General features: G+C 63.8%; 32 protein-coding genes. 12 read left to right on the plus strand and 20 right to left on the minus strand.

Features of this window, described 5'->3' with window-relative positions; translation table 11 throughout:
- Positions 1 to 52: 52 nt before the first annotated feature.
- Both AC1DPX_RS07450 and ykgO read right to left on the minus strand, forming a co-directional pair.
- Positions 53 to 661 carry a tetratricopeptide repeat protein gene (locus AC1DPX_RS07450; RefSeq protein ID WP_477235533.1) on the minus strand — a complete coding sequence of 203 codons (609 nt, stop codon included), beginning with the start codon at positions 659 to 661 and terminating at the stop codon, positions 53 to 55.
- 110 nt (positions 662 to 771) lie between these two features.
- Positions 772 to 897, minus strand: a complete 126-nt coding sequence (gene ykgO / locus AC1DPX_RS07455; RefSeq protein ID WP_006327841.1) for a type B 50S ribosomal protein L36 — start codon at positions 895 to 897, stop codon at positions 772 to 774.
- A gap of 231 nt (positions 898 to 1,128) precedes the next feature.
- On the opposite strand from ykgO, the gene AC1DPX_RS07460 reads away from it, so the two are divergent.
- Entirely contained in the window at positions 1,129 to 1,545 is a 417-nt protein-coding gene (locus AC1DPX_RS07460) for a lysozyme inhibitor LprI family protein (RefSeq protein WP_477235535.1), read from the plus strand.
- 11 nt (positions 1,546 to 1,556) lie between these two features.
- Here the strand turns inward: AC1DPX_RS07460 and AC1DPX_RS07465 are convergent, their stop codons facing one another.
- The 11 genes from AC1DPX_RS07465 to AC1DPX_RS07515 all read right to left on the minus strand — a co-directional run bounded on the left by AC1DPX_RS07465 (position 1,557) and on the right by AC1DPX_RS07515 (position 9,817).
- A complete protein-coding gene (locus AC1DPX_RS07465) occupies positions 1,557 to 2,633 on the minus strand; it encodes a 5-(carboxyamino)imidazole ribonucleotide synthase (RefSeq protein WP_477235537.1) in 1,077 nt (358 codons plus the stop codon).
- Positions 2,630 to 3,127 (minus strand): 5-(carboxyamino)imidazole ribonucleotide mutase, encoded by a 498-nt coding sequence (gene purE / locus AC1DPX_RS07470; RefSeq protein WP_202357504.1) that lies wholly within the window; start codon positions 3,125 to 3,127, stop codon positions 2,630 to 2,632. The genes AC1DPX_RS07465 and purE overlap by 4 nt, the downstream gene beginning before the upstream one ends.
- Before the next feature lie 98 nt (positions 3,128 to 3,225).
- Entirely contained in the window at positions 3,226 to 4,134 is a 909-nt protein-coding gene (locus AC1DPX_RS07475; protein WP_477235539.1) for an anti-sigma factor family protein, read from the minus strand.
- Positions 4,131 to 4,670 (minus strand): sigma-70 family RNA polymerase sigma factor, encoded by a 540-nt coding sequence (locus AC1DPX_RS07480; protein WP_477235541.1) that lies wholly within the window; start codon positions 4,668 to 4,670, stop codon positions 4,131 to 4,133. The genes AC1DPX_RS07475 and AC1DPX_RS07480 overlap by 4 nt, the downstream gene beginning before the upstream one ends.
- A gap of 34 nt (positions 4,671 to 4,704) precedes the next feature.
- Positions 4,705 to 4,908 (minus strand): hypothetical protein, encoded by a 204-nt coding sequence (locus AC1DPX_RS07485; protein ID WP_202357507.1) that lies wholly within the window; start codon positions 4,906 to 4,908, stop codon positions 4,705 to 4,707.
- A gap of 127 nt (positions 4,909 to 5,035) precedes the next feature.
- A complete protein-coding gene (locus AC1DPX_RS07490) occupies positions 5,036 to 6,241 on the minus strand; it encodes an aminotransferase class V-fold PLP-dependent enzyme (protein WP_477235543.1) in 1,206 nt (401 codons plus the stop codon).
- 25 nt (positions 6,242 to 6,266) lie between these two features.
- Positions 6,267 to 6,728 carry a RidA family protein gene (locus AC1DPX_RS07495; RefSeq protein WP_010911960.1) on the minus strand — a complete coding sequence of 154 codons (462 nt, stop codon included), beginning with the start codon at positions 6,726 to 6,728 and terminating at the stop codon, positions 6,267 to 6,269.
- 70 nt (positions 6,729 to 6,798) lie between these two features.
- On the minus strand, positions 6,799 to 7,593 hold the full coding sequence (locus tag AC1DPX_RS07500; RefSeq protein ID WP_477235545.1) for an amino acid ABC transporter ATP-binding protein: 795 nt from the start codon (positions 7,591 to 7,593) through the stop codon (positions 6,799 to 6,801).
- 4 nt (positions 7,594 to 7,597) lie between these two features.
- Positions 7,598 to 8,248, minus strand: coding sequence for an amino acid ABC transporter permease (locus tag AC1DPX_RS07505; protein ID WP_202357510.1), 651 nt, complete (start codon positions 8,246 to 8,248; stop codon positions 7,598 to 7,600).
- A gap of 1 nt (position 8,249) precedes the next feature.
- A complete protein-coding gene (locus tag AC1DPX_RS07510) occupies positions 8,250 to 8,915 on the minus strand; it encodes an amino acid ABC transporter permease (RefSeq protein WP_477235547.1) in 666 nt (221 codons plus the stop codon).
- Positions 8,916 to 8,986: 71 nt separating this feature from the next.
- Complete coding sequence (locus AC1DPX_RS07515) at positions 8,987 to 9,817, minus strand: transporter substrate-binding domain-containing protein (RefSeq protein WP_477235779.1); 831 nt, start codon at positions 9,815 to 9,817, stop codon at positions 8,987 to 8,989.
- A 149-nt stretch (positions 9,818 to 9,966) separates the two neighbouring features.
- Between AC1DPX_RS07515 and AC1DPX_RS07520 the strand changes: the two genes are divergently transcribed.
- The gene (locus tag AC1DPX_RS07520) at positions 9,967 to 10,755 is read left to right on the plus strand and encodes an IclR family transcriptional regulator (RefSeq protein ID WP_477235549.1); all 789 of its coding nucleotides are present in this window, start codon (positions 9,967 to 9,969) and stop codon (positions 10,753 to 10,755) included.
- A 139-nt stretch (positions 10,756 to 10,894) separates the two neighbouring features.
- Here the strand turns inward: AC1DPX_RS07520 and AC1DPX_RS07525 are convergent, their stop codons facing one another.
- The gene (locus AC1DPX_RS07525) at positions 10,895 to 11,098 is read right to left on the minus strand and encodes a YdcH family protein (protein WP_010911954.1); all 204 of its coding nucleotides are present in this window, start codon (positions 11,096 to 11,098) and stop codon (positions 10,895 to 10,897) included.
- Positions 11,099 to 11,337: 239 nt separating this feature from the next.
- Between AC1DPX_RS07525 and AC1DPX_RS07530 the strand changes: the two genes are divergently transcribed.
- The 6 genes from AC1DPX_RS07530 (at position 11,338) to AC1DPX_RS07555 (ending at position 16,164) form a co-directional block, all read left to right on the plus strand.
- Positions 11,338 to 11,517 (plus strand): YdcH family protein, encoded by a 180-nt coding sequence (locus AC1DPX_RS07530; RefSeq protein WP_010911953.1) that lies wholly within the window; start codon positions 11,338 to 11,340, stop codon positions 11,515 to 11,517.
- A 321-nt stretch (positions 11,518 to 11,838) separates the two neighbouring features.
- On the plus strand, positions 11,839 to 13,089 hold the full coding sequence (gene ispG / locus AC1DPX_RS07535; protein WP_477235551.1) for a flavodoxin-dependent (E)-4-hydroxy-3-methylbut-2-enyl-diphosphate synthase: 1,251 nt from the start codon (positions 11,839 to 11,841) through the stop codon (positions 13,087 to 13,089).
- Between the two features lie 5 nt (positions 13,090 to 13,094).
- Positions 13,095 to 13,949, plus strand: coding sequence for a transglycosylase SLT domain-containing protein (locus AC1DPX_RS07540; RefSeq protein WP_477235553.1), 855 nt, complete (start codon positions 13,095 to 13,097; stop codon positions 13,947 to 13,949).
- A 25-nt stretch (positions 13,950 to 13,974) separates the two neighbouring features.
- Complete coding sequence (locus AC1DPX_RS07545) at positions 13,975 to 14,526, plus strand: phosphotransferase-like protein (RefSeq protein WP_477235555.1); 552 nt, start codon at positions 13,975 to 13,977, stop codon at positions 14,524 to 14,526.
- A gap of 35 nt (positions 14,527 to 14,561) precedes the next feature.
- Positions 14,562 to 15,335 (plus strand): Stf0 family sulfotransferase, encoded by a 774-nt coding sequence (locus AC1DPX_RS07550; protein ID WP_477235557.1) that lies wholly within the window; start codon positions 14,562 to 14,564, stop codon positions 15,333 to 15,335.
- An 88-nt stretch (positions 15,336 to 15,423) separates the two neighbouring features.
- Positions 15,424 to 16,164, plus strand: a complete 741-nt coding sequence (locus AC1DPX_RS07555; protein ID WP_477235559.1) for a class I SAM-dependent methyltransferase — start codon at positions 15,424 to 15,426, stop codon at positions 16,162 to 16,164.
- 24 nt (positions 16,165 to 16,188) lie between these two features.
- Here the strand turns inward: AC1DPX_RS07555 and AC1DPX_RS07560 are convergent, their stop codons facing one another.
- Positions 16,189 to 18,534 (minus strand): response regulator, encoded by a 2,346-nt coding sequence (locus AC1DPX_RS07560; protein ID WP_477235561.1) that lies wholly within the window; start codon positions 18,532 to 18,534, stop codon positions 16,189 to 16,191.
- Between the two features lie 411 nt (positions 18,535 to 18,945).
- Here AC1DPX_RS07560 and AC1DPX_RS07565 point away from each other — a divergent pair, with 411 nt between their 5' ends.
- The gene (locus AC1DPX_RS07565) at positions 18,946 to 21,198 is read left to right on the plus strand and encodes a Nal1-like putative serine protease (protein ID WP_477235562.1); all 2,253 of its coding nucleotides are present in this window, start codon (positions 18,946 to 18,948) and stop codon (positions 21,196 to 21,198) included.
- A 52-nt stretch (positions 21,199 to 21,250) separates the two neighbouring features.
- On the opposite strand, the gene AC1DPX_RS07570 is transcribed toward AC1DPX_RS07565, so the two are convergent.
- Positions 21,251 to 22,006 (minus strand): SDR family oxidoreductase, encoded by a 756-nt coding sequence (locus AC1DPX_RS07570; RefSeq protein WP_477235564.1) that lies wholly within the window; start codon positions 22,004 to 22,006, stop codon positions 21,251 to 21,253.
- A gap of 49 nt (positions 22,007 to 22,055) precedes the next feature.
- Positions 22,056 to 22,973 carry a polyprenyl synthetase family protein gene (locus AC1DPX_RS07575; protein ID WP_477235566.1) on the minus strand — a complete coding sequence of 306 codons (918 nt, stop codon included), beginning with the start codon at positions 22,971 to 22,973 and terminating at the stop codon, positions 22,056 to 22,058.
- A gap of 78 nt (positions 22,974 to 23,051) precedes the next feature.
- Between AC1DPX_RS07575 and AC1DPX_RS07580 the strand changes: the two genes are divergently transcribed.
- The 3 genes from AC1DPX_RS07580 to AC1DPX_RS07590 all read left to right on the plus strand — a co-directional run bounded on the left by AC1DPX_RS07580 (position 23,052) and on the right by AC1DPX_RS07590 (position 24,819).
- Positions 23,052 to 23,813 carry a biosynthetic peptidoglycan transglycosylase gene (locus AC1DPX_RS07580; RefSeq protein WP_477235568.1) on the plus strand — a complete coding sequence of 254 codons (762 nt, stop codon included), beginning with the start codon at positions 23,052 to 23,054 and terminating at the stop codon, positions 23,811 to 23,813.
- Positions 23,814 to 23,953: 140 nt separating this feature from the next.
- Positions 23,954 to 24,136, plus strand: coding sequence for a 50S ribosomal protein L32 (gene rpmF / locus AC1DPX_RS07585; protein WP_008834724.1), 183 nt, complete (start codon positions 23,954 to 23,956; stop codon positions 24,134 to 24,136).
- 281 nt (positions 24,137 to 24,417) lie between these two features.
- On the plus strand, positions 24,418 to 24,819 hold the full coding sequence (locus AC1DPX_RS07590; RefSeq protein ID WP_064981146.1) for a hypothetical protein: 402 nt from the start codon (positions 24,418 to 24,420) through the stop codon (positions 24,817 to 24,819).
- Between the two features lie 4 nt (positions 24,820 to 24,823).
- On the opposite strand, the gene AC1DPX_RS07595 is transcribed toward AC1DPX_RS07590, so the two are convergent.
- The 3 genes from AC1DPX_RS07595 to AC1DPX_RS07605 all read right to left on the minus strand — a co-directional run bounded on the left by AC1DPX_RS07595 (position 24,824) and on the right by AC1DPX_RS07605 (position 26,277).
- The gene (locus tag AC1DPX_RS07595; protein ID WP_477235570.1) at positions 24,824 to 25,255 is read right to left on the minus strand and encodes a GlcG/HbpS family heme-binding protein; all 432 of its coding nucleotides are present in this window, start codon (positions 25,253 to 25,255) and stop codon (positions 24,824 to 24,826) included.
- Between the two features lie 190 nt (positions 25,256 to 25,445).
- Positions 25,446 to 25,679: a hypothetical protein gene (locus AC1DPX_RS07600; RefSeq protein WP_477235572.1), complete on the minus strand. Its 234-nt coding sequence runs from the start codon at positions 25,677 to 25,679 to the stop codon at positions 25,446 to 25,448.
- A 76-nt stretch (positions 25,680 to 25,755) separates the two neighbouring features.
- Complete coding sequence (locus tag AC1DPX_RS07605) at positions 25,756 to 26,277, minus strand: winged helix-turn-helix transcriptional regulator (RefSeq protein WP_202357525.1); 522 nt, start codon at positions 26,275 to 26,277, stop codon at positions 25,756 to 25,758.
- Positions 26,278 to 26,315: the final 38 nt, after the last annotated feature.

Consider the following 26,315-nt stretch of genomic DNA (forward strand, 5'->3'; position numbering starts at 1 on the left):
CGTAATCTACCCTACTGCCTTACTGCCCTATTCCCTTACGCCCTTCAGGGTATCAAATTCCTTCGCCGGCAAGCTCTTCCGAAAGTGTCGCGACCTGGTCCTGGGCGCTGCGCATCATCGGATAGATGGCGAGCACCTTCTGCCAGGCCTCGAGTGCCGACTGCCTGTGGCCGGTCAGCGCCATGATCTGCGCCAGGCCCGACAGCGCGCCGAAATGGCGCGGCTCGAGCTGCAGCGTATGGTCGATGTCGGACATCGACTTGCCGTAGTTCTTCATCATGAAATGCACCGTGGCGCGCCGGTTCCAGCCTTCGGCATAGGTCGGCTGCAGGGTCACCACCTGGTCGAGGAAATCGAGCGCGACGTCGAATTTCTGGTTGTCCATCGCCTTTTGCGACCACAGCATCATCAGGTCGATGGAGGCGCTGCCGGACTGGAACCATTCGGTCCAGATGTTGCCGGCGATGCGTTCGGCCGCCTTTTCGTTGCGTTCGCGCTTGAGGTCGGAAAACAGCCTGTCGAGCCGGGCCTGCTTCGTCATCGGCGCGGCCGGCGCCTCAGGGGTGGCCGGTGCTGCCGGCTGATCGTCCGCGGCCCAGGCCGGCAGGCTCGTGGCGCCGGAAATAAGCAGAGCTGTCAAAAATGCAAGAAGAATCCGCATCGCCCGATCCTAGTCCCGGGCGGCGGAACAGCAAAGTGATTTTAGCGTGAGAAGGTCGGCAGGCCGACACACATCAAGGGGCGGGGGCGAAAATGCCTCCGGCCGAAAGCTCAGCCCTGGCGCGCCTTGTAACGCGGGGCGGTCTTGTTGATGATGTAAACGCGGCCCTTGCGGCGAACCAGCTGGTTGTCGCGGTGACGCGCCTTCAGCGCCTTGAGCGAATTCTTGATCTTCATGGTCTTGCCTGTCGGTGTGGACCCGGTCCCGGGTCGAAATTTTAAGGCGCGCCAGAAGACGCGCCTTTTCAACGGTGGGTGGCTCATAAACGAGGAGCCTTGCCCATGTCAACCGCAAGCGTGCTCCACACCCGCATATCATCAAATATACGCCATGTCCGCCGCTCGGCATTGCGCGGCCTCCGGCGGGCTGGGATGATGCGGTGTATTTCAAGTGATTTGGGGACGATCATGCGCCGAACATTCCTGTCCGCCTGCCTCGTCTTGCTGGCGGCAACCGCAGCCGCCCGCGCACAGGAATGCGATCGCTCCGACGACAGCCAGCAGATGATGAACATCTGCGCCGGCGAGGACTACCAGGCCGCCGACGCCAGGCTCAACCAGGCCTATCAGGACCTGATCAGCTCAGATGATGCCGACGGCAAGCGGTTGCTGCAGGCGGCACAGCGCGCCTGGATTGCCTTCCGAGACGCCGAATGCGCGCATAGCACAGCCGCCAGCGCGGGCGGCTCCATCCACGCGATGGAAGTTTCGCAATGCCTGACCAGGCTGACCAATGACCGCGTCAAGCAACTCGCCGCCTCGGCCAATTGCGAGGAGGGCGATGTCAGCTGCGCCAGTCCCGGCGACGACGACGAAGTGCAATAGGCTTTCCGGGACTAAGTTCGGCGGCTTATCCGGGTGAAGTGGCCCATCTTGCGGCCAGGCCGCGCCTCCGCCTTGCCGTAGAGATGCAGCATCAGATCGGGCTCGGCGAGCAGTTCGGGGACACGCTGCACGTCGTCGCCGATCAAATTTTCCATCACGCAGTCGGAGTGGCGCTCCGGGCTGCCCAGCGGCAGGCCGGCAACCGCGCGGATATGCTGCTCGAACTGCGAAACGACGCAGGCGGCCTCGGTCCAATGGCCGGAATTGTGGACGCGCGGCGCAATCTCGTTGGCCAGCAGCGAACCGTCGGACAGCACGAAGAACTCGACGCCGATGACGCCGACATAGTCGAGCGCCGACAGGATTTTAGCCGCCGCCGCGCGCGCGGCCTCAGCCGTTTCGGCTTTGACATTGGCCGGCAAGGTCGAGGTGTGGAGAATGCCGTGGCGGTGGACATTCTCGGCCGGGTCGTAGGCGGCCACCGCGCCGTCCAACCCGCGAGCCGCGATCACCGAGATCTCGCGCTCGAAAGGCACGAAGCTTTCCAGGATCAGCGGCACATTGCCCATCGCCTCGCAGGTGCCGGCGAAGCCGCCGGTTTCCATGTTGCGGAAGACGCGCTGGCCCTTGCCGTCATAGCCCATGCGCCGCGTTTTCAATATGCCGCTGCCGCCGAACGCCTTCAGCGCCGCCGTCAGTTCCTCGTCGGTGTCGACCGGACGAAAATCGGCGGTGGCAATGCCGATGCCGTTGAGGAATGTCTTTTCGCTCACCCGATCCTGCGCCACGTCGAGCGCGCGCGCCGGCGGATGGACCGCAACCCTGGCGGCAAGCGCTTCCGCCGCCGCGACCGGCACGTTCTCGAACTCGTAACTGACGACGGCACTTGCGGCCGCCAGCTCGGCAAGGGCGGTCGGGTCGTCATAGGCCGACGTAATCTGCCGGTTGGCGACCTGGGCCGCCGGGCAATCCGGCTGCGGCTCCAGCACGATGGTGCGGTAGCCGAGGCGGGCGGCGGCCATCGCCAGCATGCGGCCGAGCTGGCCGCCGCCGATGATGCCGATGGTCGATCCGGCGGGCAGGCTCACGGCGTGTCCGTCGGTTCGGCCGCGACCTTGGCGGTCTGCGAGGCGCGCCAGGCATCGAGGCGCTGGGCAAGCTTGTCGTCGTAGAGCGCCAGCACGGCGGCGGCCAGCAGGGCGGCATTGGCCGCTCCCGCCTTGCCGATGGCCAAGGTGCCCACCGGAATGCCGGCTGGCATCTGGACGATGGAGAGCAGCGAATCCTGGCCCGACAGCGCCTTCGATTCCACCGGCACGCCGAACACCGGCAGCGGCGTCATCGCCGCCGTCATGCCGGGCAGGTGCGCCGCACCCCCGGCGCCGGCGATGATGACCTTGTAGCCGGCGGCCTTGGCGCCCTTGGCGAATTCATAGAGCCGGTCGGGCGTGCGATGCGCTGAGATGATCAGCCGCTTGTGCGGGACGCCCAGCGCCTCAAGCGTTTCGGCCGCCTGGCGCATCGTCGCCCAGTCGGACTGGCTGCCCATGATGATGGCGACGTCGGCGCGTTGATCGTCCAAGCTTCTGCTCCCCGGCGACAAAGGCGCGCCTTAGCGGAATTCGCGCTGGGCCGCAAGGATGTGCGGCCATCGGCGGGAACCGACGGCCACAATCCAGCTTAAACCGCCGCCTTGCGGAAGCGGGCGACGAAGTCGTCGAGTTCGGGCCGCTCCATGTCGGAGATCGCCCAGTAGGAGAAGGCGCCGTCGCTCCAGTGCACCATCGAGAAGCCGCCGGAGGAGAGGTCGTCGGGCTGGGTGGTCTTGCCGCCCTGCTGGGGTTCGGCGACCAGCGTGATCAGGTGTTCGCGGTGGCGGTAGACCAGCGCCGGCACCGGCCGACCCGATATCACCTCGACCCGGCCGCCGATCAGCGCGTAGCCGTCCTGGGCAAGGTCTGGCGCCGGCGGCGAGACGCCGATGCGGGCGTCGAGCCAGGGCTTGACGGTGTGGCGGTCGGACGAGACGATGTCGATCGGGCTCGCGGCAAGCAGGCTGCGGCGATGGCCGCTGGCGACCGCGGCGGCAAAGCCGTCATCGACGCCGCTCTGCATCACCCATTGCGTCGCCCCGCTGGCCAGCACCGCGCTGATCATGATCGACGCGGCCATGGCGCGCCAGTCGAACGAGCCGAAGCGGCGCGCCCTTGGCGATGGCCGCATCTGGGACGGACGCGTCCCGGCTTCCCGCCTCTGGCCGCCACCGGCGCCGGCGATCAATCCAGGCAATGCCGATGGCGTGCCGCGCTGCGGCTCCGTTGCCTCGGCGGACGTCTGCTGTTCGGCGCCGGCCATGCCGATCGCCGCGATGCGGGCGCGGAAGGCGTCGCTGACAACGGGACGCGGCAAGCGGCTGACCGCGCCTTGCAAGGCGACGATGCGGGCATGCTCGGCGGCAAGCCTGGGGTCGGCGGCGATGCGCCGTTCCACGGCAAGAGCGGCCGCCGCATCAAGCTCACCATCAACAAGAGCGTGGATCATCAGTCTCATACCTTCGGGATCGCTGGGCAGTCCGTCGTCGTGCGTCATGACGCTCTCCCCAATTCAGACGCCAGCAAGCCACGGGCGCGGGCCAGCCTGGACATCACCGTGCCGATCGGCACGGCAAGCATGGCCGATATTTCGCGGTAGCTCAGGCCATTGATATCGCGCAGCACCAGCGTTTCGCGAAACGGCTGCGGCAGGGCCGCGATCGCCGCCTCGAGCGCCGACGTATCGGCTTTGGCGATCAGGCTCGCCTCCGGGCCGTCCTCGTCCGGCAGGCTGGTGCCGTGCGCCGCGGCCATGTCATCAAGGTCGCCGAGATCGCCGACGGCCATCACGGCGCGCGGCCGGTTGCGCGCCATCCAGGTATAGGAGGTGTTGCGCACGATGGTCAGGACCCATGCACGGGCGTTGCCGCCGGCATAGTTCGATATGCCGGCATGCGCCTTGATACAGGCATCCTGCACGACATCCTCGGCATCGGCGGCATTGCCGGTCAGCCAGCGGGCAAGCGCCAGAGCGTCGCCGAGATGCGGCAGCACCACCTGGTTGAAGCGTTCCGCCAGGGCCCTCTCGCTCAAAGCAGCACCATGATCCACTCCGGGCCGTGCCGCCTCAAGATGCGACGGCGATCTTGCCCCGCTCGCGGGGGCAAAGCCCCCGGAAACAGGCAGAGCCACCTGCCTTGCTGAAACTGAATTCATCTGCGTCACCGGTGTCAAGCGCCACAAAGGAGAGCCTGACGACCATCATGCTTGCCAGCGCATGGCGACGGCCGACGCCGCAACCATGGTCGCTGTCCTGGCAATGATGCGGCATGCCTGTCTCCTCAACGCCGGAAGTGGCGTATGCCGAGAAGACCTGGTCGGGAGACGGTTTATTCCCGCGCGCCCCATCCGGCTGTTCACAGTCGCGTGATCACTGGTGGTGGGGCTGTTCGCGTGGCTCAGTCCGGCCACGTCAAGACGCCGGACGAATCCTTGCGCGGCTGCCTCATCGCATCGGCGGGACGGTCCTTCGCGGTCAACACGGCGCGCAGGCGTTCGGCGACGATCTCGGCCTCGCCGGGATGCAGGTTGCAGGGGTCGAGGAAGAAATGGCCGCGTTCGACCTCGTGGTTGCGCACGATGATCGGCGGCGAGCCCGTCGCCAGCGCCGAGGCGAGGCCGGCGGCACTGAAGCGGCTTTCCGGCGATACGAAGATCTGCAGCCGGTCGAGCGGATTGGCTGTCGGGTCTGGAATGATCTTGGCAAAGATGCCCGGCAATCCCTGCAACGCATCCCTCCACAGATTGAGCGCCGCCTCCTCGCGCCGGCGGATGCCGTCATGGTCGCGCTTCTCCCACGCTTCCAGTGCCGCCATGGTGCCGGCGATGCTCTCCTTGCCGACCTTCATGGCCCGCGCCACACCCCGGTTCTGCAGATAGGCTGATCGCACCAGGTCCTTGCGGCCGGTGACGATGCCGCTGGTCGGTCCGCTCAGGAATTTGTGGCCGCTGTAGATGACGACGTCGGCACCGCGCGCCAGGAACCCGCGCAGATCGTATTCGGAGGCGGCATCGACGATTACCGGCACGCCCTTGGCGTGGCAGATCTCGCAGAATTCTTCCAGCGACAGCATGCCGTACTGCACGGTGTGGTGGGCGACGACATAGAGGCCAGCCGCTGTCCGGTCATTGATTGCTTCGCGCACATGATAGTCCTGCGTCACGCTGACCGTGCCGGCAGGCACCACCTTGGCGCCGGCGACGCGGATCGACTGGTCGATCGGGGCGCCGTAATTGACGATGTGGCCAAGCTGGATGACGACCTCCGATTTGAGATCGCCAGTATCATCAGGCAGGCGCTCGATCGCGAGCAGGCTGGTTCCCGTCATCGCACCGGCAATTGCCATGGTGATGCCGCTGGCGCAGCAGGCGGTGATGAAGCCGGCCTCGCCGCCGGTGAGGCGCGCCACCACCGTGCTCGCGGCGCGCTGCAGGTCGTCCATCTCCACCCATTGCGAGGCCATCTCGGCCATGGCGCTGATCGCCTCCGGGACGATGATCGAGGCGCCGAGCGCGGTCATGGTGCCGGAGACGTTGATGATCGGCCGCAAGCCCAGCCGTTCGCGGATGGTGGTGTTGGAGCCGGTGGAGGAAGTGGTTTTCATGTGAGCGGATCCCGTGATTGGCAGGTCAGGCGGCGATCTCGACGACCGCTTCGATTTCGACAGTGATGTTTCCAGGCAGCGAGCCGACGCCGATCGCCGAGCGGGCGTGGCCGCCGATCTTGTCGAAGACATCGGCGAAGAGATCCGAACAGCCATTGACCACTTTCGGGTGGTCGCTGAAGGTCGGCGTCGCGTTGACGAAGCCGAGCAGCTTGACGACGCGCACGATGCGGCCGAGATCGCCGGCGGCGGCATGCATGACGGCCAGCAGATTGAGCCCGGTCAGGCGCGCATGCTCATAGGCCTGCTCGACTGTCACATCTTCCCCCACCTTGCCGGTGCAGAGCGTGCCGTCGGCGCGCAGCGGCCCCTGGCCGGACAGGAAGATCAGCCGGCCGCTCTCGGCATGGGTGACGAAGTTGGCGATGGGCGTCGGCGGCTCGGGCAGCGTCAGGCCGAGTTCGGCGAGCCGGATGTAAGGCGTCATGGAAGAAGGCTCCCTTGGTTGGCTTCAGCCATCCGATATTCAAAAATGGGACGGCGTTGGCCGTCCGATGTCAGAAATGCGAGGCGCGGAAGCGCGCCAGAAAGGCGCGGAGGCGCTCGTTGCTGGTTTCCGCTGCCAGGATTTCTTTCGGCGGGCCGACGGCGCTGACGCCGCCATCGGCCATGAAGACGATGCGGCTCGAAGCGTCGCGGGCGAAGGCCATTTCGTGCGTCACCATCAGCATGGTCATGCCGTCCTCGGCGAGGCTGCGCACCACGGCCAGCACCTCGCCGACCAGTTCGGGGTCGAGGGCCGAGGTGATCTCGTCGAGCAAGAGGATTTTCGGCTCCATCGCCACGGCGCGCGCGATGCCGACGCGCTGTTGCTGGCCGCCGGAGAGCTCGGCCGGGAGGCTGTCGGCCTTGTGGGCGAGGCCGACACGGCCGAGCCAGTGTTCGGCGATCTGGCGGGCCTCGGCCTGGCTCTTTCCCCGCACCCTGGTCAGTCCAAGCATGATGTTGCCGGCGGCGGTAAGGTGCGGAAACAGGTTGAAGCTCTGGAACACCATGCCGGTCTCGGCACGCATCGAGGCCAGGTCGCGCTCGCTGCGGCGCTGGCGCGTTTCGGCTGAGAGATAGCCGACCTCCTTGCCGTCGATGCGGATCGAGYCCGAGTCATAGCTTTCGAGGAAGTTGACGCAGCGCAGCAGCGTGGTCTTGCCGCTGCCCGAGGGGCCGATGACGGTCACCACCTCGCCGCGCTTGACCTGAAGGCTGACGGAACGCAGCACATCGACGGCGCCGAAGGCCTTGGAGACGTCACGAACGTCGAGCAGCGCGGGACTGGCATTTGTGGCGTCGGACATCGTGCTATTCCCGAATGAAGGCAAAGCGCCGCTCGAGCCGCCGGCTGGCGAGCGAGAGCGCATAGTTGACGGCGAAATAGATGAGCGCGCCGAGGATATAGAGCGGCATCGCCTCGTAGGTGCGGCCGATGACCTGGTTGATGGCCTGCATCAGATCGGTGATGCCAAGCAGCGAGACCAGCGCGCTGCCTTTGACGGCGTCGGTGACGCCGTTGATCCAGGGCGGCAGGAAGCGCCTGAAGGCTTGGGGAAAGATGACGGAGGTGAGCCGCTGGCGGAAGGTCAGCCCGATCGCCATCGCGGCCTCGGACTGGCCTTTCGGAATCGAGGCGACCGCGCCCCTGAGATATTCGATGACCTGCGCGGTCTTGAACAGGGTGAGCGCCAGCACCGCCGCCCAGAAGGACGGCAGATGCAGCCCGATCGCCGGCAGGCCGTAATAGACGAAGAACATCAGCACCAGGATCGGGATGCCGCGGATGGTGTCGGAGAAGATGCGCACCGCCCAGCGCAGCGGCGCGGGACCATAGACCAGGCCTACGCCCAGCAACACGCCGGCGACGAGCGACAGGCTGACGACCAGCAGCGACACCCAAAGGGTCACGGCGAAGCCTTTGGCGAGGAAGGGCAGGGCGTAGAGGATCTGGCTTGCCATGTCAGCGCGCCGCCCTGAACCGGCGCTCGACGAGCCTGAGCCCGAAAAGCAGGATGTAGCCGGTCACCAGATACATCGCCGTTGTCACCAGATAGACCTCAACGATGCGGAAGGTGTTGAAGTTGATCCACTGGGCGCCGAAGGTCAGCTCCGGCACCGAAATAACCGAGGCGATCGAGGTGTCCTTGAACAGCGAGATGAAGGTGTTGGACAGCGCCGGCAGCGTGATGCGCAGCATGGTCGGCAGGCGCACATGGATCAGCCTTTGCCAGGGCGTCAGGCCGATCGCCTTGCCGGCATCTAGCTGGCCGCGCGGGACGGCTTCGAGGCCCGAGCGGAACACCTCGACCAGATAGGCGCCGCTATAGACAGACAGCGTCAGGACGAAGGAGGTCGGCGCGCTGTAGGCCAGGTCAACCACGGTCGGCACGCCGTAGAAGACGAGATAGACGAGCAGGATCAGCGGCACGTTGCGGATGAATTCGACATAGGCGGCGATGATCGCCCGCACCGTGCGCCCGGCCGAGACGTACCAGACCGCGAGCACCAGGCCGATGACGGTGCCGATGGCGATCGAGATCACGGCAAGCTCGAGGCTGAGCAGCAGACCGCCCCACAGCCTGTCGAAATGCCGCCAGATCAGGTTGAAATTGAGGGCATAGCCCATGCGTGCGCCTCGGTGTGAAGGGCGTCGAATAGATGCGGAAGGACGGAATGCCGCCCTTCCGCGATCCGGGATCAGATGACCGGGAAGCCGGGGTGGCGCGCCGGCGGCTCCTGGCCGAAATAATCCTTGAAGGCGGCGTCGTAGAGCGCCGATTCATGGCCGAACATGGCGATGGTGAAGGTCTGGTTGACGAAGGTCAGCCAGTCCAAGTCGCCCTGCCGCAGGGCCGCGCCGTAGAGCATCGAATACCAGCTCTTGCCGGCGTCGAAATATTTGTCCGGATTGCGCGAGGCAAGCCAGCGCACGGTGGAGAGATCGACGGCGGCGGCGTCGGCGCGCTTGGATTCCAGCGCCTGCAGCACGTTGGCCTGGGTGTCGATCTGCAGCACCTGCGCCTGCGGCAAGGCGTAGTGGACGGAGCTTTCGGCATCGACATTCTGCAGGATGGAGATGCGCGTCGCCGAACCGCCGGCGAGCAGCTTGTCGAAGGTCTTGTTCTCGGCGGTGGGCAGCGTCAGCAGCGCAACGCCTTCGACATAGTACGGCCGGGTGAAGTTGATCAGCTGCGATCGCTGCGCCGTCATCGTCATGAACTGGATGGTGATGTCGACCTTGTTGGTGGTGACATTGGGAATGCGCTGCGCCGGGTCCTGCATGACGAACTCGACCTTGGTCGGATCGTCGAACAGGCCCTTGGCCAGGATGCGCCCCATGGTGATGTCCATGCCGACCAGCTCGCCGGCGTCGTTCTCGAAATGCCAGGGCGCGTTGGTGCTGCCGGTGCCGACGATCAGCTTGCCGCGGTCGAGCACGGTGCGCAGCAGGCTGTCGGATGCGGCCTGGGCGGCCGCCTTCTGCGCGTCGACTGATACCAGCACACCGGCGGTGGCCAGTCCCGCCATTCCCAATTTCAGAAAATCACGTCTTCCGGATGTGTCGTTCACGGCGACCTCCTTTCGTGTTGTGTTCCCCATGCACCGGAAAAGCAATTGTCTCTTACAAGAGACGCATGTATCCTGTACAAGACAGATACTAACACCAGGGATCGACAATGCAAGCTGGCAATGCCTTGGCCGTTTCGGCCGACGAAAAGACGACGGCCTCCCGCGAGAAGGGGCTCAACCGGGTGCTCGAGATCCTGGACTTCCTGCACACGACGCAGCGGGCAATCGGCATTGGCGACCTGGCCAAGGGCGTGAATGCACCCCGTTCGACGACCTACACGCTGGTGCGGTCGCTGGTGGACGCCGGCCTGCTGGAAATGGCGGGCGACGGCAACCGGGTCTATTTCGGCAAGAAGCTCTACCTCTATGGAATGGATTATGTGCGCGGCAACGACCTGCTGCGGCGCGGGCGCCAGGAGGTCGACCATCTGTCGCGCGAAACCGGCGAGACCTCGGAACTGTGCATGCTGCAGAGCGGCCGCTACACGATCGTGCACTCCAGCCCGGGCACCAGGCCGTTCCGCATCAGCTCCGCCACCGGCCTGCAGATACCGCTGCCGTGGACCGCGTCCGGCCGGCTGCTTCTGGCGGGGCTGGAGCGGGCCGAGGTCGAAGCCATGGTGTCGCAAGACGATCTCGTGCTGCCCGACGGCCGCAAGCTGCGGCTCGACGATTTCATCGCCGACATCGCCAAGGCGCGGGTTACCGGCTACTGCGTGACCTCGGGCCTGGTCGATGCGTACACGAAGTGCCTTGCCGTGCCGGTCTTTTCAGCGCCGGGCGAGGTCGAGGCGACGATGTGCCTGGTGGTTCCCATCGACACGTCCGAGGAGCGGACCGGCAGTCTCATCGGCCTCCTGCGCGACCGCGCGGCCAGGCTGTCGATCGGCGGATAGGGAAAGCATTCAGAGCAATTCCAGGAAAAGTGTGAAACGGTTTCCCCGGGAAAAGCGCGTAGCGCTCTCCCTCCCTTGGGAGTTGCGTCAAAACAAAGAGTTAGAGCGCTTCACCGTTTCCATGAAACGGTGGATCACTCTAAGCGATGATGTCTGGAATGATCTTGTCTTCCAGCTTCATCAGCCGGTCCTTGAGCGCCAGCTTCTTCTTTTTCATGCGCTGGATCTGCAGCGGGTCGCAGTTGGTGGCTATCATGGCGTTGATCGCCGCATCGAAATCGGCGTGTTCCTGCTTCAGCCGGGAAAATTCGAGGCGAATATCGGCCTGTTCCTGATCGGACATTCTCTACCGTCTGCACGTCTGCGGCGCCCAAAAACTGGGCCTGATTGGGCGGGGGCGGCAATTTTTACCACCGGCGCGCAGCCCATATCACATTTCACATTGTCGTGGAATGCTACCACGCAGCATTCGACATCGCAGTCGGAAGGTGGCAAAGTGTCATTGTGCCGTCACAGAAGCGACCTGCGGTGGACGCGCCTTGACGGCTGCAATCGAGGAAACCATGAAAGGGAGAACCATTCATGTCTCTTGCTTCCCATCTTGATGAGTTGCAGCGGAAACACGGCGACATCGAACGCGAAATCGATGACGCGATGAACCACCCGTCGGTGGACGACCTGGAAATCGTGAATCTCAAGCGACGCAAGCTGGCACTCAAGGATGCGATTGAGAAACTGAAAGCGCAACCGACCACGCATTGATGCCCGACTGACATAGCCGCCTACTATGCGGTCTTCCTTGCCGGCGGCACCCGCCGCCGGTGTAGGTGGTTTGATTTTCAGTCCTATGTCATAAGCTGTAGCTAATATCCCTTTCGATCCCCTTTTTGCACGTCGACTGCCGTCGGGCAGCGTCCTGTTTCAGGCCGCCGGCTGGATCAATTGCTGCCAGTGGCGACCTGTCGCCATTGACAAGCCATCTTTGCTCCTCCACCTCATGCCCGGACTTCAGCGCATCGGCCCCGGGGCGTGCTTGTGCGTCCGAATGGACGCGCTAGGCCCCAGAGACAAAAGGCTGCCGGCATGACCGGATATTTTTCCTCTCCCTTCCCCCGCCGCACCTCGGTCGGTGTCGATGTCGGCGGAGTGGTCGTCGGCGGCGGCGCGCCTGTCGTGGTGCAATCGATGACCAACACCGACACCGCCGACATCGACCAGACGGTCGCGCAGGTCGCCGCGCTGCACCGCGCAGGCTCCGAGATCGTGCGCATCACCGTCGACCGTGACGAAAGTGCGGCCGCCGTGCCGCGCATTCATGAGCGGCTCCTGCGGCTCGGCATCAATGTGCCGCTGGTTGGCGACTTCCACTATATCGGCCATAAGCTTCTGGCTGATCATCCGGCCTGCGCCGAAGCACTGGCCAAATACCGCATCAATCCGGGCAATGTCGGCTTCAAGGACAAGAAGGACCGGCAGTTCGCGGCCATCGTCGAAATGGCGATCAAACACGACAAGCCGGTGCGCATCGGCGTCAACTGGGGTTCGCTCGATCAGGAGCTTCTGACCCGGCTGATGGACGAGAACCAGGACAAGGGTTTCCCGCTGACCGCGCAGGAAGTGACGCGCGAGGCGATCGTGCAGTCGGCGATCCTGTCGGCCGAGATGGCCGAAGAGATCGGCCTTGGCCGCGACAAGATCATCCTGTCGGCCAAGGTCAGCGGCGTGCAGGATCTGATTGCCGTCTACACCGAGCTCGCCACCCGCTCCAACCATGCGCTGCATCTCGGCCTCACCGAGGCCGGCATGGGCTCGAAAGGCATCGTCGCCTCGTCCGCCGCCATGGGCATCCTCCTGCAGCAAGGCATCGGCGACACGATCCGCATCTCGCTGACGCCGGAGCCGAACGGCGACCGTACGCGCGAAGTGCAGGTGTCGCAGGAGCTGCTGCAGACCATGGGGTTCCGCCAGTTCGTGCCGATCGTCGCCGCTTGCCCCGGCTGCGGCCGCACCACCTCCACCGTGTTCCAGGAGCTTGCCCAGAACATCCAGGCCGATCTGCGCAAGAACATGCCGGTGTGGCGCGAAAAATATCCGGGCGTCGAGAACCTCAAGGTCGCGGTGATGGGCTGCATCGTCAACGGCCCCGGCGAATCCAAGCATGCCGATATCGGCATTTCGCTGCCCGGCACCGGCGAGACGCCGACGGCGCCCGTCTTCGTCGACGGCAAGAAGGCGGCGACGCTGCGCGGACCGTCGATCGCGGCGGATTTCGAGAAAATGGTCGCCGACTATATCGAGCAACGGTTTGGTCGCGGCAAGGCCGCGGCAGAGTAGCTCAAATGCAGCGTTTCCTCTGGGCGGCGCTGATTTTCCTGTTCGGCATGGCCTGGTCGGCGCTTGCCCAGGCCGATCCGCCCCAATCGGCCAAGCAGCGGCTGATCGACAAGGTTTGCAACCTGATCCAGGCCCATGCCGACCAGAACGGCCTGCCCCGGGATTTCTTCGCCCGGCTGATCTGGAAGGAAAGCCGTTTCGATCCCAACGCCGTCAGCCCCGTCGGCGCCGAAGGCATCGCCCAGTTCATGCCAGGCACCGCCAAGATGCGGGGGCTCGAAAACTCGTTCGACATCAACCAGGCGATCCCGGCCTCGGCGAAATATCTCGCCGAAATGAAAACCAGCTACGGCAATCTCGGCCTGGCGGCGGCCGCCTACAATGCCGGCGAAAGCCGGGTGTCGCGCTGGCTGGGCTCAGGCGGCTTCCTGCCGATGGAAACCGAAAGCTATGTCTTCGACGTCATGGGCGAGCCGGTCGACAAATTCACCGACCCCGCCTATGCCGGCAAAATCAAACCGCTGGATGCCAAGACGGATTTTGCCGTCGCCTGCCGCAAGCTGCCTGTCATCATGTCGCAGACCGTTGCGATGGCCTCGATCAACGTCAAACCCTGGGGCGTACAGGTCGCCGGCAATTTCCGCCGCAGCGCGGCAGTCAGCCAGTGGCTCAGGGTGCGGAGCCGGTTCCCGGCCTTGCTCGCCGGCCACGACCCCGTGGTGAGCCGGGTGCGCACGCCGATTGGCCGGCGCGGCATCTACGCGGTCAGGATCGGCATCGAAGATCGTGCCGCCGCCAATGTCATCTGCCGGAAACTGCAGAGTGTCGGCGGGGCGTGCGTGGTGGTGCGCAACCGGTAGGCCGGTCCGAGAGAGGCGTTTGACGATGACAGCCAGGATCGTTCTGCTCAATGGTGTCGGCAGTGCCGGCAAAAGCTCGATCGCCAAGGCGTTGCAGGCAATAACCGCCGCGCCGTACCTGCATGTCCAGATGGACAGTTTTCTCGATATGCTGCCCGATGCCTTGCAGGACCATGCCGATGGTTTCTCCTACGAAACCGTTCAACGGGACGGCAAGCCGTCGGTCGTGATCCGGACCGGAGCGGTGGGCGAAAAGACCCTGCGCGGCATGCGCCACGCCATTGCCGCCATGGCTGGGCAAGGCAACGACCTGATCGTCGACGACGTGCTGTGCAACGGCGAGCTATCGGACTATGTCGAGCTGCTGTCGGCCTTCGATCTCCATCTGGTCGGTGTCATGGCGCCGCTGGAGGTGCTGGAAGCCCGCGAAGCGCAGCGCACGGACAGGCTGCCGGGGCTGGCGCGCTGGCAATATGAGCGCGTGCACCAGGATATATGCTACGACCTTGAAGTCGACACCAGCCGGTTCACACCGCTCGAATGTGCCCGTCGCATCCAGCAACAATTTCGACTATAGGCGACGGCGGACTGGCCGGGATTGCCCTGCCTGCGATGAGCGACGAGGGCAGCGGGATGTTCGACGCCTACATTATCTGCGGCACGCCGAGAACCGGCAGCACCTTGCTGTGCAAGCTCCTGGCCTCCACCCGGACATCAGGCGATCCGCACTCCTTCTATCGGCGACAGGACCTGTCGGAGTGGGCCGACGAGTGGAAACTGCCAGCCCGCGAGACGATGGGCGAGCTTGAATTCGAGATTGCCTATCTCAACGCGGCGATCACCGCCGGAAAGGGCGGAACAGGCATTTTCGGCCTGCGCCTGATGCGCGAAAACCTGGATGAACTTTCGTCGATTCTCGACCTGATTTTTCCGGGGCTGGCGTCGGATACAGCGCGTTTCGAAAAGGCCTTTGGCCGCACCCTCTACATCCACCTGTCGCGCGAGAACAAGCTTGCGCAGGCAATCTCGCTGATCAAGGCGCAGCAGACCGGTCTTTGGCACATTGCGCCTGACGGCACCGAGATCGAAAGGGTCGCGCCGGCGCAAGAGCCGCACTATGATTTCGAGCGGATCAAAGGGGAACTCGCCAAGCTCGAAGCCTATGACACGGCCTGGAACATCTGGTTCGCGGCGCAAGGCCTGACGCCATTGCGCATTGGCTACGAGCGGCTTTCCGCAGACCCGGCGGCGACCTTGCTGGCCCTCTGCGAGGCCCTCGGCGTTCCACTGCCTAATGCCGATGACATCCGGCCTGGCGTCGCAAAGCTCGCTGACGAGGCAAGCCTCGACTGGATGCGCCGCTATCGTCTGGACGTGGCCGGCTGAGTATGGGGGCCGAGCAACGCCGCAACGCCATCGGCAGCGTCGACTGTGCCTGTAGCGAATGGCAGGCATTTGAGCTAAAGGCGGCGACATGACCGATCTGATCTACAATGATCCCGACTTTGTTCAGTTCTACGACATCGAGAATCAGGACGGCCGCGCCGATTTCGACTATTGCATCCGTCTTGCACGGGATGGCGGCTCGGTCCTCGATCTTGGTTGCGGCACGGGTCAACTGGCTGCCGAAATGGCCGAAAGGTGCAACGTCACCGGTGTCGATCCCGCATCGGCCATGCTCGACGTCGCGCGACGCAGGACCGACGGCGACAAGGTCGACTGGGTTGTCGGCGACGCCCGAACGGTGCGGCTCGAAAACCGGTTCGATCTGGTGCTGCTGACCGGTCACGCGTTCCAGGTTTTCCTGACCGAAAAGGATCAGCGGGCGGTGCTGCGTACCATCGCCGAACATCTCGCCCCCGGTGGGCGCTTCATCTTCGACACGCGAAATCCCGCCGTGGAGGCGTGGCTGAAATGGACGCCGCAGCGCTCCGAAAGGATGGTGGAGCATCCCAGCCTCGGCACGGTCAGGGCATGGTATGATGCGGATTGGGATGCCGCCAGTGCGGTGGTCACCTATTCGACCTTCTATGAAATTCCGGGCGGCAGACCAATTCTGGGCGCCGAATCGAAAATCGCGTTTCCGAAAAGGGAAGATCTTGCCGGGATGCTGGACGAGACCGGCCTGCTGGTGGAGCAATGGTTCGGCGACTGGCAGGGCGAAGCCTATGCGGACACCTCTGCGGAAATCATCCCGATCGGTCGGCTGCGCTGATCCGACAGCCCGCCCCGACGTATCTCACGCCGTCTTGGCCACCACCGTTTCGCTGAGCCAGGTGCCGATTTTCGTCCCCAGGCGGTCGGGCGAAACCGGCTTTGGCAGATAGTCGTCCATGCCGGCCTCGATGCATTTGTCGCGATCGCCCTTCAGCGCGTGCGCGGTGACGCCGACGATCGGGATGTGACCGCCCGACGAGGTTTCGATCGCCCGGATGGCGCGGGTCGCTTCGTAGCCGTTCATCTCGGGCATCGAAACATCCATCAGGATCAGTTTCGGATGCAGCGACCGGTACATCTCGACCGCCGTGCGGCCGTTGCCGGCAATGCGGTAGCTCAGACCGAGCCCGTTGAGGATCTGGCCGAACACCAGCTGGTTCACCTCATTGTCCTCGGCGATGAGGATGTCGATCGTGCCGTTCGGCAGCGCGGTCGATTCCGGCAGCGCCATCACCGGCACGGCCGGGCCACGGATGACCGTGAAGGCGGGAGGAGCCGCCTGCGGCACCGGCTTCGGCTGGACCGGTTCGCGAACGAACTGCGCCTTGCCGACCTGCGAGCGGGCCTTCTGGATGACCGAGATGACCGTGCCGAGCAGGACCGCCGAGCGCGCCGGCTTGGTCAGGTGCGCTGATATGCCGAAATCGATGATCATCTTGCCGAAATCGACCTGGTCGACCGAGGTCAGGATGACGATCGGGATGGTCGACAGCCGGCTGTCGGCGGCGATGGCCCGGGCGACATCGGCGCCGTTCATGCCGGGCATCTGGTAGTCGAGGATGATGCAATCGACGCTGGCGCCCAGTTGGCAGGCGCGATCGAGGAAGGCCAGCCCCACCGCGCCGCTTTCGGCGGCAGCGCAGTCGAAGCTCCAGCTTCTGAGCTGCTCGAGCAGGATTTCGCGGTTGACCGGATTGTCGTCGATGACCAGCACGCGCGCGCCGGTGACGTCGACCGGCACGATCGCGTCGCGCGCCTCGGCATGATGCACGGGCAGCGGCACCGCGAACCAGAAGACGGAACCGCGCCCGATCTCGCTCTCGACGCCGATCTTGCCGGCCATCAGGTCGACGAGGCGGGCGGCGATGGCAAGGCCCAAGCCGGTGCCTTCGTGACGCCGGGTCGAGGAACCGTCGACCTGCGCGAATTTCTCGAAGACGTTCTGCAGTTTCTCGGCCGGGATGCCGATGCCGGTGTCCTCGACGCGCAACCTGAGCTGGACGACATCGTTGACGGTCTCGCCGCCGACATCGATCAGCACATGGCCCTTCTCGGTGAACTTCACAGCATTGCCGACCAGGTTGGTGACGATCTGCCGGAAGCGGCCGGCGTCGCCGACGACATGGGCCGGCAGGCGCGGATCGACACGCACGATCAGTTCGAGGTTCTTTTCGGCGACGCGCGCCGAGACAAGCGTCGCTACGTCCTCGACCGCTTCGGTGAGACGGAAAGGGGCAGGGTCCAGGGTGAGCTGTCCGGCATTGATCTTGGAAAAATCGAGGATGTCGTTGATGATGGTGAGCAACGCATTGCCGGATTTGACGATGACGTCGGTGAAGGTCTTCTGGCGCGGGGTCAATTCGGTCTTGGCCAGGAGTTCTGCCATGCCGAGCACGCCGTTCATCGGCGTGCGGATCTCGTGGCTCATATTGGCCAGGAATTCCGACTTGGCGCGGTCGGCGGCCTCCGCCTTGAACAGGGATTCGGCCGATTGGGCAAAGGCGCGGCGGATCGCCTGCTCCATCGGCCGGAAGATCCAGAAGGCGACGATGGCCAGGACGCCGAACAGCAGGCCGCTCGCCCACAACAGCAACCGGTCGCTGGACGCGTCGGCCAAATGGCGCTCTTCATCCATGGCGGTGCGGACGCGGACCAGCATCGGCTGGACGAACAGGTCGTTCTGGTTGCGGATTTCCCGATAGCTCCATTCATCGGCCTTCTGCGCCATCGACATCAGGTTGAAGTTGCGCACCATGTCATGCGCCGACCAGAACAGGTCGCCGTTGACCGAGGCGGTTTCGAGCTCATTGATGGTCTTGGCCGACAGGCGCGAGCGCAGCGCGGCGAACTGGGCGGTCAGCGTGTCGATCTCGCTGGTCAGGCGTTCCGAATGGTCGCGGGCCGAAGCGGTCAGCGCGTCGCGCGTCTCGTTGCGCCAGGCGGAACCGGTGGTCTCGGCGAAGCTGGTGGCGTTGCGCAGATCGCGGGTGAAGACGACGAGGTTGCTGCTCAGCGCGTCGATCTCATGACGGAAGGAATTGACACGGTTGAGCGCAACCATGATGGCCGTGGAAGCCAGCGCGAAAATCAGCAATCCTGAAAGATAGCGAATCCGGACAAACCGGATGAAGGAAGAATATTCCGGCATGCGCAACCCCAACACATACGCATTATTTTAACGACCGGGATTACGCTTCATTTACATTAAGATTTCGTTCGCGCGCCGGCGACGTGCCAGCAAAAGCGGATGCGATATGATCGCGACTTCCCGGGTCGGAGATGCCGTCCAGAAAGCAACTTCGCGCCGTACGGGTTTCGCAGTCGGCCTATGTCAACGATGTGTCCGGGGCGGCCTTGTTCGTGCCGTGCGGCGTAGTTGGTGAGGCTGTATAAGGAGCTCAATAAGACTCCTCGATCTTATATTCACACGACTGACACAAATATCAACAACAGTCGGCTCTTCTGTTCTTTGTTCAATGTATGATAGCATCAGCCTGGCTATTCACCAGGAAGGGTACAAAGTTCAATAAAATAACAATTAGCAAGAAGGGGGAATGTCATGAAGCAGTTTCCACCTCAGCGCGACTACAGCTCGCTTTCGGTTCGCGATCTAATTGAGGCGCGTGACGCCTACCATCTCCACCTGTCTCATCTGGTAAATGTGACGGCAACTGCCATCGGGCGATACCGCATCCATGAAGACGATTGGTATGCCGCCCATTCTCCAGCTGAAGAGAAGCCGAAGGATTTCAAGCCTGTCACCGAAGCCAAGACGCTCTACAATACAGTGATAAGGCCGTGGTCCTGGCCATGCGTACAAGTCTTCGTCGACCGCTGGGTCGACCGCGCCGATTTCGGCCGGAACCCCGATCAGATGGTACCTCGGGCGCTGTTTCTGCCGGACGGGCGTGTCATCCCGACCTGCACCATCCTTGTCGAACGCCAGGATGCGCCAGCCGGAAGCGACGATGCACCATCCTTTCCCAACGGCCTGATCGGCGGAGGCTTCCTGCTGACGGCAAAAGTACAAGGGACGGATCATTTTGGCTCGGTCGGGTGTCTGGTCAGTGACGGCCGCGCAACCTTCGCGCTCACCAACCAGCACGTCGCCGGCCGTCCGGGGGACAAGGTCGCGACCATCTTGCGCGGCGATCGTGTAGACGTTGGCGTATCGGCTGATGGGTCAATTCGCAAAAAGCCTTTCCAGGAGGTCTATCCGGGATGGCCGGGAGCCCGCGCAGTCACAAATCTCGATGTGGGTCTTGTCGAAGTTGATGATGTCTCGATGTGGACCTCGCAGATCGCGGGGCTCGGCCCGATTGGCGCGCCGCTCGACATTCACGCCGATAACATCACGGTCGATCTGATCGACAGTGAGGTGCGGGCATTCGGAGGGGCTTCCGGGCCGCTTGCCGGCAAGGTCGCGGCGCTGTTTTATCGCTACAAATCGATTGGCGGTACCGATTACGTGTCCGACCTGCTGATCGCCCCCGACCGTGGAATGACGACGCGTCCCGGAGATTCCGGCACGCTGTGGTGCGTGTCGGATCCTAATGCGGAAGGTGCCGACCCTTTGCGTCCAATGGCGATTCAATGGGGCGGACATGTCTTTGTCGATCGCGGCCGCAGCAGTGTGGCCCAAGGACTTGCACTGGCGACTTTCGTCAGCACCGTCTGTCGCGAGTTGGACGTGGATGTTCTGCGCGGGATCAATTCCGGATTGCCCGAGTATTGGGGGGATGTCGGCCACTACACGATCGGAGCCAAAGCCTGCCAACTGATCGATGATCCCAATCTTTCCAAATTGATGATGGCCAATATCGACCGCGTCGCCTATGGCGATGACAATATTGCCGCCAAGTCGTTTACGACCGCGTCACAACGGCGCTTCTCCCCGCTTGCCGATGTGCCGGACAAAGTATGGAAGCGCCCTGGCAGTCCCGCCGCGAGGGGAAATCACGAAAATCCCAATCACTTTGCCGATATGGACAAGCCCAACTCGCGCGGCCGCACTCTGCTCGACCTCACCAAGGGCCGTGGTGGCCGTACCGATCCGAATATGGTGACCGTGAAGGTTTTCCAGGACTACTATGACGACATTCATGACCGCTCTCGCGGCCTGCTGCCGTTCCGTGTCTGGCAGTTTTACGATATGATGGTGCAGGCGGCCAAAGCGGGAGACGCGGTGGGTTTCGTTGCCGCAGCAGGCGTCATGGCTCACTATGAGGGCGACAGCTGTCAGCCGCTGCATATCTCCTACAAGTTCAACGGTGATCCTGATCTGAAGGATCCTGCGACCGGCGAGATTTTCGGCCACGAGGTCCATTCGGCCTATGAGTCCGACATGCTGCGCTCGCATGCGCCGGAAATGCTGGCGCGCCTTAACACCCTGCTCGGCATTGCGCCCGGCCGGCTCGGATCGCACGGCTTCCGGAAATTGTGCCAGTCCGGTCACGACGCCGCGGTGGCCACCGTCGACGTGATGCGCACGGCCTTCGAAACCATCTCGGTCGACGCGATCATCGAGACCTATGTTCGAGACAAGAGCCAGATGTGGAGCGAGTTCGGCGACAAAACCGTCGAGCTGCTGGCCGAAGGGGCGCGCAGCCTGGCCATGATCTGGGAAAGCGCATGGAAGCAGGGCACAAACAAGATCACCGATCTGGGGCCTGTCGACCTGGACAAGCTCGCGGATCTCTATGAGGACAAGAACTGGGCGAAATCGATGACGCTGGACGAGATCGGCCCGACCCTCAAGGGTGGCCCTGGGCCGGCGCCGGTCGGAGGCACACCCAGAAGAAAGCGCCGATAATCCACTGGCTTGCCCGGCCCGGCGACACCATGACGATCATGCGGCGCGGCGATCAGATCGATGCGGTGATGCCGCCATCGACATAGAGGATATGGCCGTTGACAAAGGACGAGGCATCGGAGGCCAGGAACACGCAGGCTCCGACCAGTTCCTCCACCTTGCCCCAGCGGCCGGCCGGGGTGCGCTTTTCCAGCCAGCCGCTGAAGGCCGGATCGGCGACAAGGGCTGCATTAAGCGGCGTGTCGAAATAGCCGGGCGCGATGGCGTTGCATTGCAGGCCGTATTTCGCCCAGTCGGTCGCCATGCCCTTCGTCAGGTTGCCGACCGCGCCTTTCGTCGCCGTGTAGGGCGCGATGCCGGGGCGGGCGAGTGCGGTCTGGACCGAGGCGATGTTGATGATCTTGCCACGGCCGCGGCCGATCATGTGACGTGCAACCGCCTGGCCGACATGGAAGACGCTGGCGACATTGGTCTGCAGCAGCCGCTCGAACGCATCGGCGGGAAAGTCTTCGAGCGGCGTGCGGAATTGCATTCCGGCATTGTTGACCAGTATGTCGATCGGCCCGCTCGACAGCTCGAAATTGTCGATAGCGGAGCGGACCGCGTCATGGTCGGTCGCGTCGAAGACGAGCGTTTCCGCTCCGGGGATCTGCGCCGCCGCGGCGCCGAGCTTCGACGCGTCACGACCATTGAGGATGACGCTGGCGCCGGCTTGCGCCAGGCCCTTGGCCAGAGCGAAGCCGATGCCTTGCGACGAGCCGGTTACGAGCGCTCGGCGCCCGCTGAGATCGAACAGATTGGCCGACATCGAAGAGGATCTCCCTTTTGTCCACCCGCACCGACATCGCGGGCCGCACTCAACTGTTGCGCGTCGCGACGAAGGTCGCCGCCTCCTTCAGCAGCGCCGCCTTGTCACCAAACGGATCGAGCAGCGCGTGGGCCTGCCCGACAAGGCCGTGCAACTGGCTGCGCGCCCAATTCGCACCGTGCAGCGCCACCAGCGTTCCCTTGCCGGCGGCGGCGTCCTTGCCGGTCGCCTTGCCCATCTGGCTGGCGTCGGCGGTGAGGTCGAGCAGGTCGTCGGCCAGCTGGAAGGCAAGGCCGATCGCCGAGCCGAACTCGGCCAGTCTTTCGCGGTCCTCGGCCGCGGCGCCGGCGATGATGGCGCCGGCCTCGCAGGCGAAGCGGATCAGCGCGCCGGTCTTCATCGCCTGCAGCGTTATGATGCCCGCCTCGTCGGGCGGCGTCTGCTCGGCCTCGAGGTCGAGCTTCTGGCCGCCGACCATGCCGCCGGCGCCGGCCGCACGGGCAAGCGCCAGCACCAGGGCTACCCGCCGCTCCGCCGGCAGCACGGTCGCCTCGCCGGCGACGATGTCGAAGGCCAGCGTCAGCAAGGCGTCGCCAGCCAGGACCGCGGTTGCCTCGTCGAAGGCCTTGTGCACGGTCGGCTGGCCGCGGCGCAGATCATCATCGTCCATCGCCGGCAGATCGTCATGGATCAGCGAATAGCAATGCACGCATTCGAGTGCCGCCGCCACGCGCAGTGCCGCTTCGCCATCGGCGGAAAACAGGGCAGCACTTTCCATGACCAGGAACGGGCGCAGGCGCTTGCCGCCGTTCAGCACGCCATGGCGCATCGCCGCCATCAGGCGGTCGGGCCGCGCGATCTCGCCCGAAAGCGGGCGATCGTCGAGCAGGCGCCGTAGCAGCACCTCGACGGCCGCCGCCCGCCTGATGAGGGCCATCTCGAACGCCATTTCGTCGTCATTCGTCATGATCGGGAGCGGTAGCCGACACTCAGACGTTGCGCAAGAAGGCAAGCGCCATTATGCCGGAGCGAGGAGAAGCACGGGTTGGGCGGCTTGGCGGAACCGATCGTCGATCATGAGACCGAAAAGCTGGACATGGCGACAAGATCGCGCGGCTTGAACCGCCGCAATCTTAGGCGCTGGGTCCGGCGCTGCCTTGTCGTGGCCGCCGTGCTGGCGCTCATCCCGACAGTGCTGACCTTCCTTTACTTGCCGTCCTTCGTGCATCCGGTGTCGACGCTGATGCTGAAGGACCTGGCGACCTTCTCCGGCTATGACCGGCGCTGGGTGTCGATCGACGATGTCGCCCCGGTTCTGGCCCACTCCGTCATCATGTCGGAGGACGGGCAGTTCTGCTTCCACCGCGGCGTCGATCTCGGCGAATTGCGCGGCGTTGTCGACGATGCGCTGGCCGGCGAGGCGACACGCGGCGCCTCGACCATCACCATGCAGACGGTGAAGAACCTTTTTCTGTGGTCACGGCCGCTGGGCTCGGTGCGCAAGGTCGTCGAACTGCCGCTGGCCGTTTATTTCGACGCGGTGATGTCGAAGCGCCGCATCATGGAGATCTATCTCAACATCGCCGAATGGGGGCCGGGTGTCTACGGCATCGAGGCTGCGGCGCAGCATCATTTCGGCATTCCGGCAAAACAGCTGTCGCGGAGGCAGGCCGCACTTCTCGCCGTCACCTTGCCCAATCCGATCGCCCGCAATCCGGCAAAACCCGGGCCGGGCTTGAGAAGGTTGGCCAATCTGATCGAGAGGCGCGCCGGCCGTTCAGGCGCCTATGTCGGTTGCCTCGAGTAGCCGACACAAAAAAATTCACTGCAGTGCTGGCCAAAACGGTGTCAGGCGTGTATAGGCACCCGACTTTCTCAGATTTAGGCCCCGACATGGCCCTTTCACGAGGGCGGGCAGGGCTTTTGACCATGTAGTGGAGCATATCCATGGCCGTTCCGAAACGCAAAACCTCTCCGTCCAAGCGCGGCATGCGCCGCTCGGCCGACGCCCTCAAGGCCCCGACCTATGTCGAGGACAAGAATTCCGGCGAAATGCGCCGTCCGCACCACATCGACCTGAAGACCGGCATGTATCGCGGTCGCCAGGTGCTGACCCCCAAGGAAAGCTGAGACCAGCTTTTTTGAACGGTTGAGTTACAAAGGACCGGCCTTTGGCCGGTCTTTTTGCGTCTGGCAGCCTGATGGCCGGGGCCTTGGTTCAGCCTGCCGTATCACCGTCGCGCGCTGCGCACCGGCTCGTTCAACCGCTGAGCCTCCGTCTCGCTTGCTCGATGTCGGCTGACATGGTTGTTGCATCCGGTCTTCTACCGTGTTTGCGGCTTCACACGAAAAATCTTGACGGCGTGGCTGTGGCGCATTCTACAGAAGGTGCCCCCATATGGAGACGCCAGATGTTCGGTGCCGTCCCGCTTTTAATCGTGCCTTTCATTCTCTACAATCTTGGGCTGCTCGGAATTTTCGGCGGCGGTGACGATCCGTGGGCGAGCGAGATCTTCTCGTTCCGCATGATGTCGGGCGGGGTGTTCTCGATGACGCTCGGCGATTTGATGATCCTGATAGGGCTGATCTTCCTGTTCCTCGAAATGGTGAAGTCGGCGCGCACGACCAGTGCCTCGATCATGGACCATCTCCTGTCGACGCTGGTCTTCGTCGCCTTCCTGGTCGAATTCCTGCTGGTCAAGGGCGCGGCGCATTCGATCTTCTTCACGCTGATGATCATCGCGCTGTTCGATGTGATGGCCGGTTTCGCGGTGTCGATGCGGTCGGCAAGCCGGGACATCAACCTCAACTAAGCACTCAGCCCGGGTCGGCGGTGAAGCCGGCGGCCTCGATGCCGGCGATGGCCGCGGCTTCGTCATTGTCCGAGGTGTCGCCTGATATGCCGACGGCGCCGATAATAGTGCCGGCCTTGTCGCGGATCAGCACGCCGCCGACGACCGGCAGCACGCGTCCGCCCGACACGTCGGAAATACCGGCGACCAGATGCGGGCGCTCCTTGGCGAAGGCCTCAACCTTGCGCGAACCCATGCCGATGGCCAGCGCGCCATAGGCCTTGCCCGCCGACATTTGCGGACGCAGGAACGAGGCGCCGTCCTGGCGCTGGAAGGCGACCAGATGGCCGCCGGCGTCAAGCACCGAGACGCCCAGCGGCTTGAGCTTGAGATCGGCGCCCTTGGCGAAGGCGGTGTCGATGATTTGCCTGGCTTTTTCGAGCGGCAGCGCGGTCATGGCAATCTCCTGTTGGAAGGGGACAATCATCGGCGGTCGGCCGGCCGAAACAATCCCGGTTTCAGTTGAAATTGCTTCTTGTGAAGCGTTGGGATGAAGAGCCTCTGTCGCCAGGAAGGCGCCGTCGAGCGGCTGGCTTGACGAGCAAGCATTGCCGGCAGGGTCAGCCGGGTTGCCTGGACGCAGTGCGCTATTTCTTCTTGGCGCGGGCAGGCTTCTTGGCGGGCGCCGCCGGCGCGTTGGCGAGGTCTTCGGCTTCCTTGGCCAGCCGCAGAGCCCGCAACTTGTCGGTCTTTACCTTGCGGGCGTCGCTCTCCGCGGCATATTCGGCCATTGCTTTTTGGCGGACCGTGGCCGCCTCTTCCTGCTTCTTGAAGCGCAGATCGGCGCGCGCGCGGGCGGCATCCCGAGAGTTCTCAACCAAGACCTTATCCAATCCCGTGAATTGTGGTTTCCGCTTCTTCTAGCAGAGCCGGCCTCTTAACGGGGAAAATAGTTGGTCAGGCAGCCGGGCTGGCGCCGGGAGCCTTGCTGGCGACCACGGCTTGAAAGGCGGCCTGCAGGGTCGCGCGGACAGAAGGACCGGATGCCGGGTCGAGCGGCATACCCAGATGCTCATGGCGCAACTCATCCATGAATTTCTCCCACATTGGCGGTCCGCCCTTTTCCAGCAACTCGGCGCGGATCGAGAGTTCCTCGCTGGTCGGCAGCCAGACGCGGCCCCAGGCGCCGAGATGGGCGAGAATCGGCACCAGCGTGATGGCCATCTCGGTCAGGCTGTAGATCGCCTTCTGCTTGTGACTGGGATCGTCGGCCTTGGTCAGCATCCCCAATTCCATCAGCCGCTTCAACCGGTCGGCGAGGATGTTGGAGGCAATGCCTTCTATCGACCCGTTGAGCAGTTCGCGGAAATGCCGCTTGCCGCCAAAAATCATGTCGCGAAGGATGATCAGGCTCCAGCGGTCGCCGAACACTTCCAGCGACAGGTTGATCGGGCAGCCGGACCGGCGATCGAGGCTCATTCGATTCTCTCCACGCAAAACCAGTTGCATTATCGTAT

It is taken from the genome of Mesorhizobium sp. 01N446 (assembly GCF_056399285.1).